The sequence below is a fragment of the Streptomyces sp. WAC00040 genome (assembly GCF_056835925.1).
Genome location: NZ_JAKQZE010000003.1, coordinates 899,021 through 915,318, shown reverse-complemented (window position 1 = coordinate 915,318; position 16,298 = coordinate 899,021). Strand labels below are relative to the sequence as shown.

General features: G+C 70.3%; 19 protein-coding genes, 1 tRNA gene and 1 pseudogene. 10 read left to right on the top strand and 11 right to left on the bottom strand.

The window, feature by feature from the left end:
• Positions 1–54: 54 nt before the first annotated feature.
• The 4 genes from MDN94_RS29655 to MDN94_RS29640 form a co-directional block, all read right to left on the bottom strand.
• A complete protein-coding gene (locus MDN94_RS29655) occupies positions 55–351 on the bottom strand; it encodes a hypothetical protein (RefSeq protein ID WP_482728914.1) in 297 nt (98 codons plus the stop codon).
• Between the two features lie 129 nt (positions 352–480).
• Positions 481–780, bottom strand: a complete 300-nt coding sequence (locus MDN94_RS29650; RefSeq protein WP_482728913.1) for a DUF202 domain-containing protein — start codon at positions 778–780, stop codon at positions 481–483.
• Positions 777–1,166 carry a YidH family protein gene (locus MDN94_RS29645; RefSeq protein WP_482728912.1) on the bottom strand — a complete coding sequence of 130 codons (390 nt, stop codon included), beginning with the start codon at positions 1,164–1,166 and terminating at the stop codon, positions 777–779. Before MDN94_RS29645 ends, MDN94_RS29650 begins: the two co-directional genes overlap by 4 nt.
• Before the next feature lie 90 nt (positions 1,167–1,256).
• Entirely contained in the window at positions 1,257–1,784 is a 528-nt protein-coding gene (locus MDN94_RS29640; RefSeq protein ID WP_482728911.1) for an NUDIX hydrolase, read from the bottom strand.
• Between the two features lie 110 nt (positions 1,785–1,894).
• Here MDN94_RS29640 and MDN94_RS29635 point away from each other — a divergent pair, with 110 nt between their 5' ends.
• The 3 genes from MDN94_RS29635 (at position 1,895) to MDN94_RS29625 (ending at position 5,031) form a co-directional block, all read left to right on the top strand.
• The gene (locus MDN94_RS29635) at positions 1,895–3,550 is read left to right on the top strand and encodes an FAD-binding dehydrogenase (RefSeq protein WP_482728910.1); all 1,656 of its coding nucleotides are present in this window, start codon (positions 1,895–1,897) and stop codon (positions 3,548–3,550) included.
• Positions 3,551–3,734: 184 nt separating this feature from the next.
• Positions 3,735–4,400 (top strand): molybdopterin-dependent oxidoreductase, encoded by a 666-nt coding sequence (locus tag MDN94_RS29630; RefSeq protein WP_482729115.1) that lies wholly within the window; start codon positions 3,735–3,737, stop codon positions 4,398–4,400.
• Positions 4,342–5,031: a cytochrome b/b6 domain-containing protein gene (locus MDN94_RS29625; RefSeq protein WP_482728909.1), complete on the top strand. Its 690-nt coding sequence runs from the start codon at positions 4,342–4,344 to the stop codon at positions 5,029–5,031. Before MDN94_RS29630 ends, MDN94_RS29625 begins: the two co-directional genes overlap by 59 nt.
• On the opposite strand, the gene MDN94_RS29620 is transcribed toward MDN94_RS29625, so the two are convergent.
• Both MDN94_RS29620 and MDN94_RS29615 read right to left on the bottom strand, forming a co-directional pair.
• Complete coding sequence (locus tag MDN94_RS29620) at positions 5,017–6,414, bottom strand: GntT/GntP/DsdX family permease (RefSeq protein WP_482728908.1); 1,398 nt, start codon at positions 6,412–6,414, stop codon at positions 5,017–5,019. The genes MDN94_RS29625 and MDN94_RS29620 overlap by 15 nt on opposite strands.
• A gap of 9 nt (positions 6,415–6,423) precedes the next feature.
• Positions 6,424–6,933 (bottom strand): gluconokinase, encoded by a 510-nt coding sequence (locus MDN94_RS29615; protein WP_482728907.1) that lies wholly within the window; start codon positions 6,931–6,933, stop codon positions 6,424–6,426.
• Positions 6,934–7,085: 152 nt separating this feature from the next.
• Here MDN94_RS29615 and MDN94_RS29610 point away from each other — a divergent pair, with 152 nt between their 5' ends.
• The 4 genes from MDN94_RS29610 (at position 7,086) to MDN94_RS29595 (ending at position 11,320) form a co-directional block, all read left to right on the top strand.
• The gene (locus MDN94_RS29610; protein WP_482728906.1) at positions 7,086–7,787 is read left to right on the top strand and encodes a FadR/GntR family transcriptional regulator; all 702 of its coding nucleotides are present in this window, start codon (positions 7,086–7,088) and stop codon (positions 7,785–7,787) included.
• Between the two features lie 221 nt (positions 7,788–8,008).
• Positions 8,009–9,466: an amino acid permease gene (locus MDN94_RS29605; RefSeq protein ID WP_482728905.1), complete on the top strand. Its 1,458-nt coding sequence runs from the start codon at positions 8,009–8,011 to the stop codon at positions 9,464–9,466.
• A gap of 139 nt (positions 9,467–9,605) precedes the next feature.
• Complete coding sequence (locus tag MDN94_RS29600) at positions 9,606–10,691, top strand: S-(hydroxymethyl)mycothiol dehydrogenase (RefSeq protein WP_482728904.1); 1,086 nt, start codon at positions 9,606–9,608, stop codon at positions 10,689–10,691.
• Complete coding sequence (locus tag MDN94_RS29595; protein WP_482728903.1) at positions 10,691–11,320, top strand: MBL fold metallo-hydrolase; 630 nt, start codon at positions 10,691–10,693, stop codon at positions 11,318–11,320. Before MDN94_RS29600 ends, MDN94_RS29595 begins: the two co-directional genes overlap by 1 nt.
• Here MDN94_RS29595 and MDN94_RS29590 read toward each other — a convergent pair.
• The 4 genes and pseudogenes from MDN94_RS29590 to MDN94_RS29575 form a co-directional block, all read right to left on the bottom strand.
• Positions 11,293–12,237 (bottom strand): pseudouridine synthase, encoded by a 945-nt coding sequence (locus MDN94_RS29590; RefSeq protein WP_482729114.1) that lies wholly within the window; start codon positions 12,235–12,237, stop codon positions 11,293–11,295. The genes MDN94_RS29595 and MDN94_RS29590 overlap by 28 nt on opposite strands.
• A gap of 147 nt (positions 12,238–12,384) precedes the next feature.
• Positions 12,385–12,651 (bottom strand): annotated as a pseudogene (locus MDN94_RS29585) (DMT family transporter); the annotation flags it as partial.
• On the bottom strand, positions 12,651–12,878 hold the full coding sequence (locus MDN94_RS29580) for a hypothetical protein (protein ID WP_482728902.1): 228 nt from the start codon (positions 12,876–12,878) through the stop codon (positions 12,651–12,653). The pseudogene MDN94_RS29585 and the gene MDN94_RS29580, both read right to left, overlap by 1 nt.
• 155 nt (positions 12,879–13,033) lie before the next feature.
• Positions 13,034–13,121: transfer RNA gene (locus tag MDN94_RS29575), tRNA-Leu, on the bottom strand.
• A gap of 186 nt (positions 13,122–13,307) precedes the next feature.
• Here MDN94_RS29575 and MDN94_RS29570 point away from each other — a divergent pair.
• From MDN94_RS29570 to MDN94_RS29560, 3 genes are all read left to right on the top strand, one after another.
• Positions 13,308–14,633, top strand: a complete 1,326-nt coding sequence (locus tag MDN94_RS29570; protein ID WP_482728901.1) for a M20/M25/M40 family metallo-hydrolase — start codon at positions 13,308–13,310, stop codon at positions 14,631–14,633.
• Positions 14,634–14,810: 177 nt separating this feature from the next.
• Positions 14,811–15,044: a chaplin gene (locus tag MDN94_RS29565; protein WP_482728900.1), complete on the top strand. Its 234-nt coding sequence runs from the start codon at positions 14,811–14,813 to the stop codon at positions 15,042–15,044.
• Positions 15,045–15,189: 145 nt separating this feature from the next.
• Complete coding sequence (locus MDN94_RS29560; protein ID WP_482728899.1) at positions 15,190–15,981, top strand: chaplin; 792 nt, start codon at positions 15,190–15,192, stop codon at positions 15,979–15,981.
• 117 nt (positions 15,982–16,098) lie between these two features.
• Here MDN94_RS29560 and MDN94_RS29555 read toward each other — a convergent pair whose 3' ends face one another.
• Positions 16,099–16,287, bottom strand: a complete 189-nt coding sequence (locus MDN94_RS29555; protein WP_005319466.1) for a DUF5703 family protein — start codon at positions 16,285–16,287, stop codon at positions 16,099–16,101.
• Positions 16,288–16,298: the final 11 nt, after the last annotated feature.

The window sequence follows — 16,298 nt, the reverse complement described above, 5'->3', positions numbered from 1 at the left end:
TGTCGACGGTGGATCGGCCCTCAGAGCCTGCCAGTTGACCCGCCTGCGCGTCAGTCAGTGGTCGTCCCAGTGCCCGTCGTGTCCCGCGTGCCGGTGCCCGTCGTGGAGGTAGTCGACGTGGTCGCCGTGCACGACGGCGGGGTGGCCGCACCCGTTGCCGTGCTCGTGCGCGTGACCGCTGTGCGACACGTGCTCACCCGGCTCGCACTCGTCCCAGTGCCCCCCGTGCTGCCGGTGGAGATGCCCGTCGTGCGCGTAGTCCATGTGGTCGCCGTGGGGGATCTCGGTGTGGCCGCAGGACGGGCCGTGCGTGTGCTCGTGTGCGGTGTGCTCCTGGTGTGCAACGGTCATGGCGCTCACCTCTGGTGCTTTCGTGCCGTTCTGTCCGCCTTCCAGGCTAGTCGGCGGCTCCGGGGCCGGCCGCCCGCCGCCCGTCACGCCACGAGGGAACAGTTGTCCGACATGGAGCGTCACCCGCTGTCACACCACGATCGCCACGGCGCACGCGGCCAGAGCCAGCACGCACCCGACCGCCGCGATCGCCCCACGCACCGGCATCGCCGCCGGCCTGGCCGCGTCCATCGCGCGCAGGCGCCGGTGCGCGACCCACAGGAACCCCAGCCACGCGACCACGCTCAGTCCTGCCGCGAGAGCCGTGTCCTGAGCCGTCTGCCGGGCGGCGAGGACCGCCACCACCGTGCAGGTCAGCGTCGTCCGGCGCCAGGCCAGCCGGGTCCGCTCGGGCTGAAGCCCCGGATCGCGAGCGAGAGGCGCCGTCACAGGTCACCCCAGGCCACCACGGCCACCATGGCGAGGGAGACGACCGCGACGACGACGGCCAGCAGCGCCGGGAACCGGGACACCGGCAGATCGTCGCCGCGCCGCATCGCCAGCTCGCACCGGACCCAGTGGTTCACCGCGCGTACCGCACACACCGCCCCGACGCCGATCAGCGCGAGCGCCAGCCCCGCCCGTACACCCCAGCGCAGGTCCGGCAGGAACTGGTCGACGGCGAAGCCGCCGCCGATGAGCGCGAGCGCCGTACGGATCCAGGCAAGGAACGTCCGCTCGTTGGCGAGCGAGAACCGGTAGTCGGGCGTGTCGCCCTCTTCCCGGATCCGCGCAGGCGCGAACCACAGCCGCAGGCTCTGCAGGAAATCGCTCACGCAGGGCACCCTACCCGCGCACTGTCGGTGGCTCCGGCCCAGCTCCGGGCACAACCCGGCACCGTCCGGCCCGGTGCCGAGCCCGGACGCTCAGCCCGTTCGGTGCGCCTTGAGCCGCTCGTACGCGGCCAGCCCGTCGGGCACCCACTCCCACGCCCCGAGCCTCGCCTCCAGTTCGGCGTCCGTCAGGAAGCCGTACCAGTCGATCTCCTCAGGCTGAGGCTCCACCGGCAGCTCACAACGGACCTCGTAGACGTACGACCACCAGGTGGGGCCGGAGCCGCTGTCCCCTTCGTAGAGGAACTTGAACAGCGGTACGGGGCGGGGGAGTCCGCGTACGCCGAGCTCCTCCTCCGCCTCGCGCAGCGCCGCGTCGTCGTAGCTCTCCCCGGTGCCCACGACACCGCCGACGAACATGTCGTACATCGAGGGGAAGACCAGCTTCGTGGCCGTGCGCCGGTGCACGAAGACGCGTCCCTCGGCATCCCTGACGAGGATGAACGCGCACCGGTGGCGCAGTCCGCGCGCGTACGCCTCGCCGCGCGGGGCCTGTCCGATCACACGGTCGTGCTCGTCGACGATGTCGAGGATCTCTTCTGCGGGCCGCACGGAAGTCATGGCACCCATGAAAACACCGCCGCACGCCGCCGTTGACCGGTCCGCCATTGACGAGTTACCCACCCGTAAGGAAGATCGGGTGCCACCGGCCCGACGGAGAATGGACAACCATGGCGTACGACGCTGATGTGATCGTGATCGGGGCAGGACTCGCGGGCCTCGTGGCCACGGCCGAACTCGTCGACGCCGGACGGAAGGTCATCCTCCTCGACCAGGAATCCGAGCGGTCCGTCGGGGGCCAGGCGCACTGGTCCTTCGGCGGCCTCTTCTTCGTCGACTCGCCCGAGCAACGCCGCATGCGCATCAAGGACAGCCACGCGCTCGCCATGCAGGACTGGCTGGGCACCGCAGGCTTCGACCGCGAGGAGGACCGCTGGCCGCGCAAGTGGGCGGAGGCCTACGTCGACTTCGCCGCAGGGGAGAAGCGGGCCTGGCTGCACCGGCAGGGCGTGCGGTTCTTCCCCGTCGTCGGCTGGGCGGAGCGCGGCGGCTACGACGCGAACGGCCACGGCAACTCCGTACCCCGCTTCCACATCACCTGGGGCACCGGCCCCGGCCTGGTGGCACCCTTCGAGCGGCGCGTCCGTGAAGGAGTCGCCAGAGGGCTGGTGCAGCTGAGGTTCCGGCACCGGGTGACCGGTCTCGCCGGCAGCGCGGGCGTCCTCGACACCGTCACCGGTGAGATCCTCGAGCCGTCCGACGCGGAGCGCGGCGCGGCGAGCAGCCGCGAGGTCACCGGCGCCTTCGAGCTCAAGGCCCAGGCGGTGATCGTCACTTCGGGCGGTATCGGCGGCAACCACGACCTCGTCCGCGCGCAGTGGCCGAAGCGGCTCGGCACCCCGCCGAAGAAGATGCTCTCCGGCGTCCCCGCGCACGTCGACGGGCTGATGCTCGGCATCGCCGAGCGCGCCGGCGCGAGCCACATCAACCGCGACCGGATGTGGCACTACACCGAGGGCATCGAGAACTGGAACCCGATCTGGGCCAGGCACGGCATCCGCATCCTGCCGGGCCCTTCCTCCCTCTGGCTGGACGCACGCGGCAGACGGCTGCCGGTGCCGCTGTTCCCCGGCTTCGACACCCTCGGCACGCTCGAACACATCATGCGTACCGGCCACGACTACACCTGGTTCGTGCTCGACCAGAAGATCATCGGCAAGGAGTTCGCCCTGTCGGGCTCCGAGCAGAACCCGGACCTGACGGGCAAGTCCGTCCGCGACGTCTTCGTACGTGCCAGGGCCGACGTGCCCGCGCCGGTGAAGGCGTTCATGGACAGGGGCGTCGACTTCGTCGTGGAGAAGGACCTGGGCGCGCTGGTGCGAGGCATGAACGAACTTACCGGGGACGGACTGATCGACGAGGCTGAGCTGCGGCGCGAGATCACGGCGCGGGACCGGGAGGTCGCCAACCCGTTCACCAAGGACCTTCAGGTCACGGCGATCCACGGCGCCCGCAAGTACCTCGGCGACAAGCTGATCCGCACCGCCGCGCCGCACCGTCTGCTGGACCCCAAGGCGGGTCCGCTGATCGCCGTACGGCTCAACATCCTGACCCGCAAGTCGCTCGGCGGCCTGGAGACGGACCTCTCCTCGCGGGTCCTGGACGGGTCCGGCGCCCCGCTGCCGGGCCTGTACGCCGCGGGCGAGGCGGCGGGCTTCGGCGGCGGCGGCGTCCACGGCTACCGCTCCCTGGAGGGCACGTTCCTCGGCGGCTGTCTCTTCTCGGGCCGCGCGGCGGGCCGTGCGGCGGCGAGGGCGGTGTCATAGGGGCGGGGGCGCGGCCCCCCAAGTGTGACGGAAGTCTGACGGCCCCCCGTCACCCCTGGCATCCGGCCCGGCCAAGTGCTCGAATCGAAGGGTGACGTCCCCACACTCCGACCCGGCCGGCCCCGCCGAACCCGCCGAACCCGATGGTCCCGGCGCCCCCGTCGGCCGCCGTGTCGTGCTCGGCATGCTCGGTCTCGGCGCCGCCGGTGTCGCCGCCGCGCCCTATCTGCAGCGTGGCCTGGAGAGCTTCCTCGGCGCCACCGCCGACAAGGACCCGACGGGCCTGACCGGGCTGCTGCCGAACGGCGGCGGATTCCGCTACTACTCGGTCGCGTCGTCCGTGCCACGCAAGACCGCGGAGACCTACCGCCTGACCGTCGACGGCCTCGTCCGGAAACCGGCCACGTACACACTGGCCGACCTCCGGGCCATGCCGCAGACGCGGATCGTGCGGGACGTGCAGTGCGTCACCGGGTGGCGCGTGCCCGACACGCCCTTCGAGGGCGTGAAGCTCTCGCAGCTGCTTGACGCCGCCGGCGTACGTCCGCAGGCACGGGCGATCCGGTTCACCTGCTTCGACGGGACCTACAGCGAGAGCCTGACGCTCACACAGGCCCGGCGGGACGACGTCCTCGTCGCGCTGCGGATGCAGGACAAGCCGGTCAGCCACTCGCACGGCGGCCCGGTCCGGCTGTACGTGGCGCCGATGTACTTCTACAAGTCGGCGAAGTGGCTGTCCGGGATCACGGTCACGTCCTCCGTCCGGCCCGGTTACTGGGAGGAGCGGGGCTATGACGTCGACGCCTGGGTCGGCCGGTCCAACGGCCGCACCGACACCCCCACCGTCTGAGCCCGCCGCACGGGGTGAGCCGATGGAACGCACCGCCCGCAGACGGCGCTTCACCCGTGCGGAGCGCCTGCTGCACCGCACGACCGCCGCGCTGATGCTGCTGTGCATCGTGACCGCGGCCGTGCTCTACGTGCCGCAGCTGGCCGAACTCGTCGGCCGCCGGCACCTCGTGGTGACGGTCCACCAGTGGGCCGGGGTGCTGCTGCCCGTGCCGTTCGTCCTGGCGCTGGCCTCCCGCGCGTTCCGCGCGGACCTGCGCCGGCTGAACCGCTTCGCGCCGTACGACCCGGCGTGGCTGCGTGCCGTGCGCCGGCGCGAGCACGGTCCGTCGGCGCGTCCGGCGGGCAAGTTCAATGCCGGGCAGAAGATCTACGCGGCCTGGACGGCCGGAGCGGTGCTGGTCATGCTCGGCACCGGTCTGCTGATGTGGTTCACCGGCCTCGCGCCGCTGGTGTGGCGGACGAGCGCCACCTTTGTGCACGACTGGCTCTCCCTGGCTGTCGGGATCGCCGTCGCCGCGCACATCGCGATGGCGCTCGCCGACCCGGAGGCACGCCGCGGCATGCGCACCGGGTCGGTCGAGCGCCGGTGGGCCCGAGAGCACCACCCGAGGTGGCTAGAGGACGAGTGACAGCAGCAGCACGAACACGATGCCGACGACCGAGATGATCGTCTCCATCACCGACCAGGTCTTGATCGTCTGGCCGACGCTCATGCCGAAGTACTCCTTCACCAGCCAGAAGCCGGCGTCGTTGACGTGGCTGAAGAACAGCGAGCCGGCGCCGATCGCGAGGACGAGCAGGGCCGCGTGCGAGGTCGACATGTCGGCCGCCAGTGGCGCCACCAGGCCGGCCGCGGAGATCGTGGCCACGGTCGCGGAGCCGGTCGCGAGCCGGATCGCGACGGCGATGAGCCAGGCGAGCAGCAGGGTCGGGATGGCCCAGTCCTTGGAGAAGTCCAGGATCATCTGTCCGACACCGATGTCGATCAGCGTCTGCTTGAAGCCGCCGCCGGCGCCGACGATGAGCAGCACACCGGCGATCGGGGCGAGCGACTTCTCGACCGTCGAGGAGAGCCGGCTCTTGGTGAACCCGGCGGCCCGGCCCAGCGTGAACAGGCCGACGATCACGGCGGCGAGCAGGGCGATCAGCGGAGAGCCGATGACGTCGGTGACGCGCTGGACGCCGTTCTCCGGGTTGTCCACCACGATGTCGACGAGGGCCTTGGCCATCATCAGGACGACGGGGAGCAGCACCGTGGCGACGGTGGCGCCGAAGCTCGGCCGCTTCTCCAGGTCGTCGGAGGCGCGCTGCGGGATCATCTTCTCCGGCGCGGGGATGTCCACCCAGCGCGCGGCGTACTTGGAGAACACCGGACCGGCGATGATGACGGTCGGTATCGCGACGACAAGGCCGAGGGCCAGGGTGACGCCGAGGTTGGCGCCGATGGCGTCGATCGCGACCAGCGGGCCGGGGTGCGGCGGGATGAGGCCGTGCATCACGGACAGACCGGCGAGCGCCGGGATACCGATCCGCATCAGCGAGTAGTTGCCGCGCTTGGCGACCATGAGCACGACCGGGATCAGCAGGACGATGCCGACCTCGAAGAACAGCGGAAGTCCGATGATCGAGGCGATCAGCACCATCGCCCAGGGCATGGCCCGGCCGCTCGCCTTGGCGAGGATCGTGTCGACGATCTGGTCCGCGCCGCCGGAGTCGGCGAGCAGCTTGCCGAGGATCGCGCCCAGGGCGATCAGCACACCGACGCCCGCGACGGTCGAGCCCAGGCCGGCGGTGAAGGAGGCGATCGCCCTGTCGAGCGGTGCTCCGGCGAACGCGCCGAGCGCGAGCGACCCGATGGTCAGCGCCAGGAAGGCGTGCAGCTTGAACTTGGTGATGAGCAGAACGATGACAGCGATGCCCGCGAGGACGGCGATGCCCAGCTGTGCGTTGCCCGCCGAGGTGATCGGTTCGACGGCGTCCGCTGCCAGCATCTCGACGCTGAGACTGGTCACGGTGATTCCTTAGTCTTCGAGCCCGCGCAGCGCGGCGACGGCCCGTTCGGTGATTTCTTCGGGGGTTCCGGACACATCGACGGCGACGCCCGCCTCGTCCTCCTCCAGTGGCTGGAGGGTCGCGAACTGGGAGTCCAGCAGCGCCGTGGGCATGAAGTGGCCCTTGCGCTCCGCCATCCGCTGCTCGATGAGCTCGCGGCTGCCGGTGAGGTGGAGGAAGACGGCGTCGGGCGCTGCAGCCCGCAGCCTGTCGCGGTACGCACGCTTGAGCGCGGAGCTGGAGACCACTCCGCCGAGCCCGGCCCGGCCGTGGGCCCACGTGCCGATGGCGTCCAGCCACGGGCGGCGGTCCGCGTCGTCCAGGGGGACGCCGGCCGTCATCTTGGCGATGTTCGCCGGGGGATGGAAGTCGTCGCCTTCGGCGTACGGGACGCCCAGGGCGGCGGCGAGCAGGGGCCCGATCGTGGTCTTGCCGGTTCCTGCTACGCCCATCACCACGACGACGTGGGGGGTGCTCATTACGTGCCTCGCTGTCCTCGTCGACCGCTCGATGTCGGTCCGTCGCGCTACTGAAACCTATTAGGTACGACGTATTCAAGAGGCTGAGACATAAACGTCATACTTTTTGTTCCCGCGGGCCAGCGTGTGATCCACGCCCGTAGGCTTTGCCCATGACCACAGAAGGCCGAGGGCTTCACACCCATGTGCTCGACACCCTCGGCCTCGCCATCACGGCGGGCGAGTATCCGCAGGGCAGCGTGCTGCGTACCGACGAGGTCGCCCAGCGTTTCGACGTGTCACGCACGGTCGTCCGTGAAGTGGTCCGCGTCCTCGAGTCCATGCACCTCGTGGAGTCCCGCCGCCGCGTCGGCGTCACCGTGCGTCCCACCGAGGAGTGGAACGTCTTCGACCCCCGCGTCATCCGATGGCGGCTGGCCGGCGCCGACCGACCGCGCCAGCTGCGCTCACTGACCGTGCTGCGCTCCGCGGTGGAACCCGTCGCTGCCGGACTCGCCGCCGTCCACGCGACCCCCGAGCAGTGCGCGGCGCTGACCGAGGAGGCCCTCGGCATGGTCGCCACCTCCCGCGGCCAGCAGCTCGAGGGGTATCTGAAGCACGACATCGCCTTTCACCGGGTGGTGCTCAACGCCTCCGGCAACGAGATGTTCGCGCGGCTGGGGGACGTCGTCGCCGAGGTCCTCGCGGGCCGTACCCACCACCATGTGATGTTCGACGACCCCGACCCGGCGGCGGTGACGCTGCATGTCCGGGTGGCGGAGGCCGTTCGCGAAGGCGATGCGGAAAGAGCCGAGCGGCTCACCCGTGAGATCGCCGTCGGGGCCCTCGAGGAACTGGACGTACTCGCGCCCTGAACTTCGTGACACCCTGGCTTACCTTGCCGAAACCTCTGAAGTACCTCAGATGTCTGTCTGAGTGAGGTGCGACACTGCCAAAATCCCAGGGTTGCCCTGACGATGAGCCCTTGGGCCATTCATGCCCGAAGCCGGGCCGGGGCGTCCCCTTCCTTCACCCCTGGGAAGGCGCCGGCGCAGGCCGGGTACCGCACACCCCCTCACGAAGGCGAACAACCTCAATGAGTGACCGCACCATGGCTGCGGCCGATACGCCCGTCGCCGGCGCGACGGGTTCCCCCCACGTGGACGCCGGAGACGCCGGGTACCGCAAGGACCTCAAGTCGCGGCACATCAACATGATCGCCATCGGCGGTGCCATCGGTACGGGGCTCTTCCTCGGCGCCGGTGGCCGCATGGCCGGAGCAGGTCCCTCCCTGTTCATCGCCTACGCCGTCTGCGGCGTCTTCGCCTTCTTCGTCGTGCGCGCGCTCGGTGAGCTGGTGCTCTACCGGCCGTCCTCCGGCGCCTTCGTCTCCTACGCCCGTGAGTTCATGGGCGAGAAGGGCGCCTACACGGCGGGCTGGTTGTACTTCCTGAACTGGTCGACGACCGCCATCGCCGACATCACCGCGGCCGCGACCTACGCCCACTTCTGGGCGATGTTCAGCGACGTCCCGCAGTGGGTGCTGGCGCTGATCGCGCTCGCCGTGGTCCTCACCGCCAACCTCATCTCGGTGAAGTACTTCGGTGAGATGGAGTTCTGGTTCGCGATCATCAAGGTCGCCGCGCTCGTCGTATTCATGCTCATCGGCATCTACCTGGTCGTCACCTCCCACGACGTCGGCGGCCACACCCCGGGCTTCTCCACCATCAGTGACAACGGCGGTATCTTCCCGAGCGGCTTCATGCCGATGCTGCTGCTCATCCAGGGCGTCGTCTTCGCCTACGCCTCCGTCGAGCTGTGCGGTGTCGCCGCCGGTGAGACCGAGAACCCCGAGAAGATCATGCCCCGCGCGATCAACTCGATCATGTGGCGCGTGGGCCTGTTCTACGTCGGCTCCGTCGTCCTGCTGGCGCTGCTGCTCCCGTACACGGCGTACTCCGGCGACGAGAGCCCCTTCGTCACCGTCTTCGACAAGCTCGGCATCCCCGGTGCGGCCGGCGTGATGAACCTCGTCGTCCTGACCGCGGCCCTGTCCAGCCTGAACTCGGGCCTCTACTCGACCGGCCGCATCCTGCGGTCCATGTCGATGTCCGGTTCCGCGCCCCGGTTCACCGGCGTCATGAACAAGGGCGGCGTTCCCTACGGCGGCATTCTGCTCACCGCCGCCTTCGGTGTCCTCGGCGTGCTGCTCAACTACGTCATGCCGGGCGACGCCTTCGAGCTGGTGCTCAACTTCGCCTCGATCGGCATCATCGGCACCTGGGCGATGATCATGGTCTGCTCGCTGCTGTTCTGGCACCGCTCCCAGGACGGCCGCGTCACCAGGCCCGCCTATCAGCTGCCCTGGGCCCCGTACACGCAGATCGTCACGCTGCTCTTCCTGGGCTCCGTCGTCGTCCTGATGTGGATGGACGAGGGCATCTCCCGCACAACCGTCAACTGCCTGCCACTGATCGCGGCCGCGCTGGTCGGCGGCTGGTTCCTGGTCCGTAAGCGGGTGCGCACCGTGGCCGCCGCGGGCAAGGAACTCTGACCCTTCGCCTCGAGAACCCCGCCGAAGGCCCCCGCGGCACGTCCCGCGGGGGCCTTCGCCGTGCCCGTGCCCTGCCGGGTCCTCGAACAGTCCATAGTGGGTGGCGACGTCCACCGCACGAGGAAGGGCAGGTTCTGCGATGCCGCAGCAGGTGCAAGGTGTGATCGCACCCGGGAAGAACGAGCCGGTACGGGTCGAGACGATCACCGTCCCCGACCCGGGGCCGGGCGAGGCCGTGGTGAAGGTGCAGGCGTGCGGGGTCTGCCACACCGATCTGCACTACAAGCAGGGCGGGATCAACAACGACTTCCCGTTCCTGCTCGGCCATGAGGCCGCGGGCGTCGTCGAGTCGGTCGGCGAGGGCGTCACCGACGTCGGGCCGGGCGACTTCGTGATCCTCAACTGGCGTGCCGTGTGCGGCCGCTGCCGCGCGTGCCTGCGCGGGCGCCCCTGGTACTGCTTCGACACGCACAACGCCCGGCAGAAGATGACCCTCACGGACGGCACCGAGCTCTCGCCCGCGCTCGGCATCGGAGCCTTCGCGGAGAAGACCCTGGTCGCCGCCGGGCAGTGCACCAAGGTCGACCCGGCGGCCTCCCCGGCGGTCGCCGGACTGCTCGGCTGCGGTGTCATGGCCGGCATCGGCGCCGCCATCAACACCGGCCAGGTGGGCCGCGGTGACTCGGTGGCCGTCATCGGCTGCGGCGGCGTGGGCGACGCGGCGGTCGTCGGCGCGCGGCTGGCCGGGGCCGCCCGGATCATCGCCGTCGACATCGACGACCGCAAGCTCGAGACGGCGAAGAAGATGGGCGCCACCCACACCGTCAACTCGGCCTCCACCGACCCCGTCGAGGCGATCCGCGCACTCACCGGAGGCTTCGGCGCCGACGTCGTCATCGAGGCCGTGGGCCGGCCGGAGACGTACGAACAGGCCTTCTACGCCCGTGACTTGGCCGGCACCGTCGTCCTCGTCGGCGTGCCAACCCCCGAGATGAAGATCGAACTGCCGCTGCTGGACGTCTTCGGCAGGGGCGGGTCGCTCAAGTCGTCCTGGTACGGCGACTGCCTGCCCTCCCGCGACTTCCCGATGCTGATCGACCTGCACCAGCAGGGACGCATCGACCTCGGCGCGTTCGTCACGGAGACCATCGGACTCGGCGACGTCGAGAAGGCGTTCGCCCGGATGCACGAGGGCGACGTACTGCGATCGGTGGTGCAGTTCTGATGACGGCCCGTATCGATCATCTGGTCACCTCCGGCACCTTCTCGCTCGACGGCGGCACCTGGGACGTCGACAACAACGTCTGGATCGTCGGCGACGAACACGAGGCGATCGTCGTCGACGCAGCGCACGACGCGGACGCGATCCTGGCCGCGCTCGGCGGCCGTACGCTGCGCGCCGTCGTCTGCACCCACGCGCACAACGACCACATCGACGCGGCCCCCCCGCTCGCCGCCGCCACCGGCGCACCGATCCTGCTGCACCCCGACGACCTGCCGCTGTGGAAGCAGACCCACCCGGAGCGCGCCCCGGACGCCGAACTCGTGGACGGAGCGGTGCTCAGCGTCGCGGGCACCGGTCTGACCGTGCTGCACACACCGGGCCACGCCCCCGGCGCCGTCTGCCTCCACGCCCCCGAGCTCACCACCGTCTTCACCGGCGACACCCTCTTCCAGGGCGGACCGGGCGCCACCGGCCGGTCGTTCTCCGACTTCCCGACGATCGTCGACTCGATCCGGGACCGGCTGCTCACCCTGCCGCCTGAGACGGTCGTCCGTACCGGCCACGGCGACACGACGACCATCGGCGCGGAGGCGCCGCACCTTCAGGAGTGGATCGACCGCGGCCACTGAACGAACTCCAGCCGGCTGCGGAAGCTCCGCGGTTCACCGGTCACCGGATCGGTGAACTCCAGCCCCCGCGCGAGGAGCTGGAGCGGACGGGCGTAGTCGTCGGGGCCGTCGGGCAGCACCACCGGATACAGCGGGTCGTGCAGGATCGGCAGCCCCAGGGCGTTCATATGGACGCGTAGCTGATGGGTACGGCCGGTGGCCGGCAGCAGCCGGTACCGGCCGAGCCCGTCGCGCACCTCGAGCAGCTCGATCCGGCTCTCGCTGTTCGGCTCTCCCGGCTCCTCCACGGCGGCGAGCACCCCGCGTTCCTTGACGATGCGGCTGCGCACGGTACGCGGCAGTGCCACGGCCGGGTCGTGGGGCGCCACGGCCTCGTACTCCTTGCGCACCCGCCGGTCCCGGAACATCGTCTGATAAGCGCCCCGGTCGCCGGGCCGCACGACGAAGAGGACCAGCCCCGCCGTGAGGCGGTCCAGCCGGTGCGCGGGCTGCAGCGCAGGCAGCTCCAGGTCCCGGCGCAACCGGGCGAGCGCCGTCTCCCGCACATGGCTGCCGCGCGGCATGGTGGCCAGGAAGTGCGGCTTGTCGGCGATCACGATGTGCTCGTCGCGGTGCACGACGCCGATCCCGAACGGCACCGGCTCTTCTTCGGGGAAGTCACGGTGGAACCACAGATCCCGTCCCGCCGTGTAGGCCTCGTCGGCGGTGACGGGCCCTTCCGCGGTGACGAAACGCCCTTCGCGAACCATGGCGTCGACCCGCTCCGTGCCGATGGCGGCCCCGTACCGCGCCAGCAGATGGTGACGCACGGTCGGCCAGGCCCCGTCCGGGTCCTCGGGCAGTCGCAGCCGCACGGGATCGATGCCGTCGCGCTGGGGAAGCGGCGCGGGCAGGTGCGGTCGGTTTCTGCGTCTCACGACGAGACTGTAGACCGGATGGATCCGCTGCCGCGGTGGCGTCCGTAGCGTCCGGGCGCCGGGTCCGCCCAGCCGGTCCTCGCGCGTCAGTGCTCCAATTCCGCCGCCGACGTACATCACGACGACCCCGATGATGACGAGGGCGATGCCGATGAGCGTCGCCGGTCTGACCGGTTCGTCGAAGAGGACGACGCCGCCGAGGAACGCACGCACCGTGCCCACGCCCGACCAGATCGCGTACACCGGGCCGACGTCGAGCGTCTTGAGAGCCTGGGCCAGCATGACGAAAGCGGCGCCGTGGCCGATGGCCACCAGGACGGTGGGGCCGAGGCGGGTCAGGCCGTGCGATGCACGCAGCGAGAGGGTCGCGATCACTTCGGAGATGATCGCTCCCGCGACCAGCAGGGCCCCCATCAGCGCACCTCCCCGGCGGTGTCGGTCCGACCGGTGCCGACCGGATCGATTGTGGACGGATCGGCACCGACCGGAACCGCACCGGCCGGTCCGGTGTTCGCCGGACCGGTGCCGGCGCGATCCGTGGCGATGCACTCGGTGAGGAGCCGGCGCAGCTCGACATGTGCCGCATCGTGCGGCGGGGCGAGGTGGAGCAGGCGCGCCGTCCACCAGCCGTCGACGGCCATGCGTACCAGCGTGCTCACCCCGGCGGCAGGCCGTCCGCGTCCAGTCGTTCTGGTTGCTGGTCGGCGTCGGGCGTGCGGACCGGTCACGATCACTCGGGAGGGGATCAGGGGGCGGAGCAACAAAAGATCCCCACGGAATTCCGTGGGGATCTTGATGGTGTCCGAGGGGGGACTTGAACCCCCACGCCCGATAAAGGGCACTAGCACCTCAAGCTAGCGCGTCTGCCATTCCGCCACCCGGACAAGGTGTCTGTCTCGCGGCCCTGGGCCGTTCCGACGTGGAAAACCATAGCAAACATTCGGACCCCCTCGATCACACCCCCGGTTCACCCGACGGCCGCTGCGACGGCCGGGACCGGCCCTTGGGCCGAGGGCGTGATGACGAGAGGATGAGGCGGACCACCAGCAGCGACAGCGGGAGGAATCAGCGTGAGCGAGTCGAACACGGCCCGGGCGGTCACGGGCGAGGACGAGGTCGTCGATCTCTGCCGTGAGCTGATCAGGATCGACACCAGCAACTACGGCGACCACTCGGGCCCCGGCGAACGCGCGGCCGCCGAGTACGTCGCGGAGAAACTCGCCGAGGTCGGTCTGGAGCCGCAGATCCTCGAGTCGCACCGGGGCCGTGCCTCGACCGTGGCCCGCATCGAGGGCGAGGACCCCTCGCGGCCCGCCCTGCTGATCCACGGCCATCTCGACGTCGTGCCCGCGAACGCGGACGACTGGACCCACCACCCGTTCTCCGGCGAGATCGCCGAGGACTGCGTGTGGGGCCGGGGCGCCGTCGACATGAAGGACATGGACGCCATGACCATCGCTGTCGTACGGGACAGGCTGCGCAGCGGCCGTAAGCCCCCGCGCGACATCGTGCTGGCCTTCCTGGCCGACGAGGAGGCCGGCGGCACCTACGGCGCCCGGTACCTCGTCGACGAGCACCCGGACCTGTTCGAAGGGGTCACGGAGGCCATCGGCGAGGTCGGCGGCTTCTCCTTCACCGTCAATGAGAACCTGCGGCTCTACCTCGTCGAGACGGCGCAGAAGGGCATGCACTGGATGCGCCTGACCGTGGACGGCACCGCCGGCCACGGCTCCATGACCAACAACGACAACGCCATCACGGAGCTGTGCGAGGCCGTCGGCCGGCTCGGCCGCCACACCTGGCCGGTCCGGGTCACCAAGACCGTGCGCTCCTTCCTCGACGAGCTGTCCGATGCGCTCGGTACGCCCCTCGACCCGGAGGACATGGACGCCACGCTCGCCAAACTCGGCGGCATCGCCAAGATGGTCGGCGCCACCCTGCGGAACTCCGCGGCCCCCACCATGCTCGGCGCCGGCTACAAGGTGAACGTCATCCCCGGCCAGGCGACCGCGCACGTGGACGGGCGCTTCCTGCCCGGCTACGAGGAGGAGTTCCTCGCCGAACTGGACCGGCTGCTGGGCCCCCGGGTCAGGCGCGAGGACGTGCACGGCGACAAGGCCCTGGAGACGAGCTTCGACGGGGCGCTCGTCGACGCGATGCAGGTGGCGCTGAAGGCGGAGGACCCGATCGCGAGGGCCGTGCCCTACATGCTGTCGGGTGGCACCGACGCCAAGTCCTTCGACGACCTGGGCATCCGCTGCTTCGGCTTCGCCCCGCTCAAGCTGCCGCCGGAGCTGGACTTCGCCGGCATGTTCCACGGCGTGGACGAGCGGGTGCCGGTGGACGGCCTGAGGTTCGGCGTGCGGGTCCTCGACCGGTTCATCGACCAGTGCTGAGTCCGTCCGCCCATGCGCCGGCCCCGGCTGCCGGGGAAGACGCTCCGATAATCGCCAACGCGTACGTATGGGACTTGAAAGAGTGAATGGGGGTTACGGCTCGTAGCCCCGGTGCCTCCTCCTCGTTACAGGTGGTGCGGTCCGCGGCTGGGACCGCATTTGCCAACAGGAGGAATAATGATCAAGAAGGTCGTCGCGACTGCGGCTGCCGCCGGTGGTCTGGTGCTCGCGGGTGCGGGCCTGGCAATGGCTGACGCCGGCGCGCAGGGTGCCGCTGCCAGCTCCCCCGGTGTTCTGTCGGGCAACCTCGTCCAGGTGCCGGTCCACGTGCCCGTGAGCGCCTGTGGCAACACGGCCGACGTCATCGGCCTGCTGAACCCCGCCTTCGGCAACACCTGCGTCAACGCCTGACGTTGCGTTCCGGCCCATCTGGGCCGGGAGTGAATCCGGGCGGCTCCGGAGTGCGTGCCATGCGCTCCAGGGCCGCCCGCTTCTTCCAACCCCCTCGGCGTGTGCCCAGGGGTATTCGTGAAGCTGGAAGGCAGGGCATCAAGACATGCGACAGGTCAAGCGCAAAGGCCTGATCACCGTGGCGGCTGCGGGAGGCGTACTCGCCCTCGCCGGCGGTTACGCACAGGCAGACTCCGGAGCATACGGAGCCGCGTCGAATTCGCCGGGCGTGCTGTCCGGCAACTCGGTCCAGGCTCCGGTGCACGCGCCCGTGAACGCCTGCGGCAACACCGTGGACGTCCTCGGGCTGCTCAACCCCGCATTCGGCAACGAATGTGCCAATGTCTCCGGCACGGGCGCCGGAGGTGGCGGGGGCTCGGTGGCGGACGGCAGCGCCAGCAACTCGCCCGGCGTCGCCTCGGGCAACCAGGTCCAGGCGCCGATCGACGTGCCCGTCAACGCCTGCGGCAACAGCGTCAACATCGGCGGTCTGCTCAACCCGTCGTTCGGCAACGCCTGCTCGAACGGTCCGGGCACCACCCCGCCCGGTCAGCCGGAGGAGCCCACCACCCCGCCCGGTCAGCCGGAGGAGCCCACCACCCCGCCCGGTCAGCCGGAGGAGCCCACCACCCCGCCCGGTCAGCCGGAGGAGCCCACCACTCCGCAGACTCCTGAGCAGCCCACCACCCCGCAGACTCCTGGGGAGCCCATCACTCCGGACACCCCCGAGACGCCGAGCGTGCCGAACGCGCCTGAACCGCGTACCGTCACGCCTGGCGCCAGCGATGGTGAACTCGCGGAGACCGGCATGGACACGCTGGACGTCCTTGCGCCGGCGGGCATCGGCCTGCTGCTCGCCGGAGCGGTGCTCTACCGCAGGACCCGGGCCTCCGTGTAAGCGCCGCCGGAGTCCCGGCGGCCGTGGGCACGGCTGCGGCCGTGTCCCGCACCGCGGTACACAGAGGAGCGGGTCCCGTGATCTCGGAATCCGCTCCTCTCGCGTATCCGCTCGCGATCACCAGGTGGCGCGTACCTGGCGGATGATGCGCCGGCGCAGCCGCACTCTGCGGCTGCCGTCCCGGTGCAGGCTCAATCGGTCCAACTCCCAGTGTCCGTACTCGGCATGGTCGGTCAGCAGACGGGTCGCTTCCTTGCGGGAGACCCCGCGCGGCACATACACGTCGACAAATTCGTATTCCGGCATCGCATCTATTG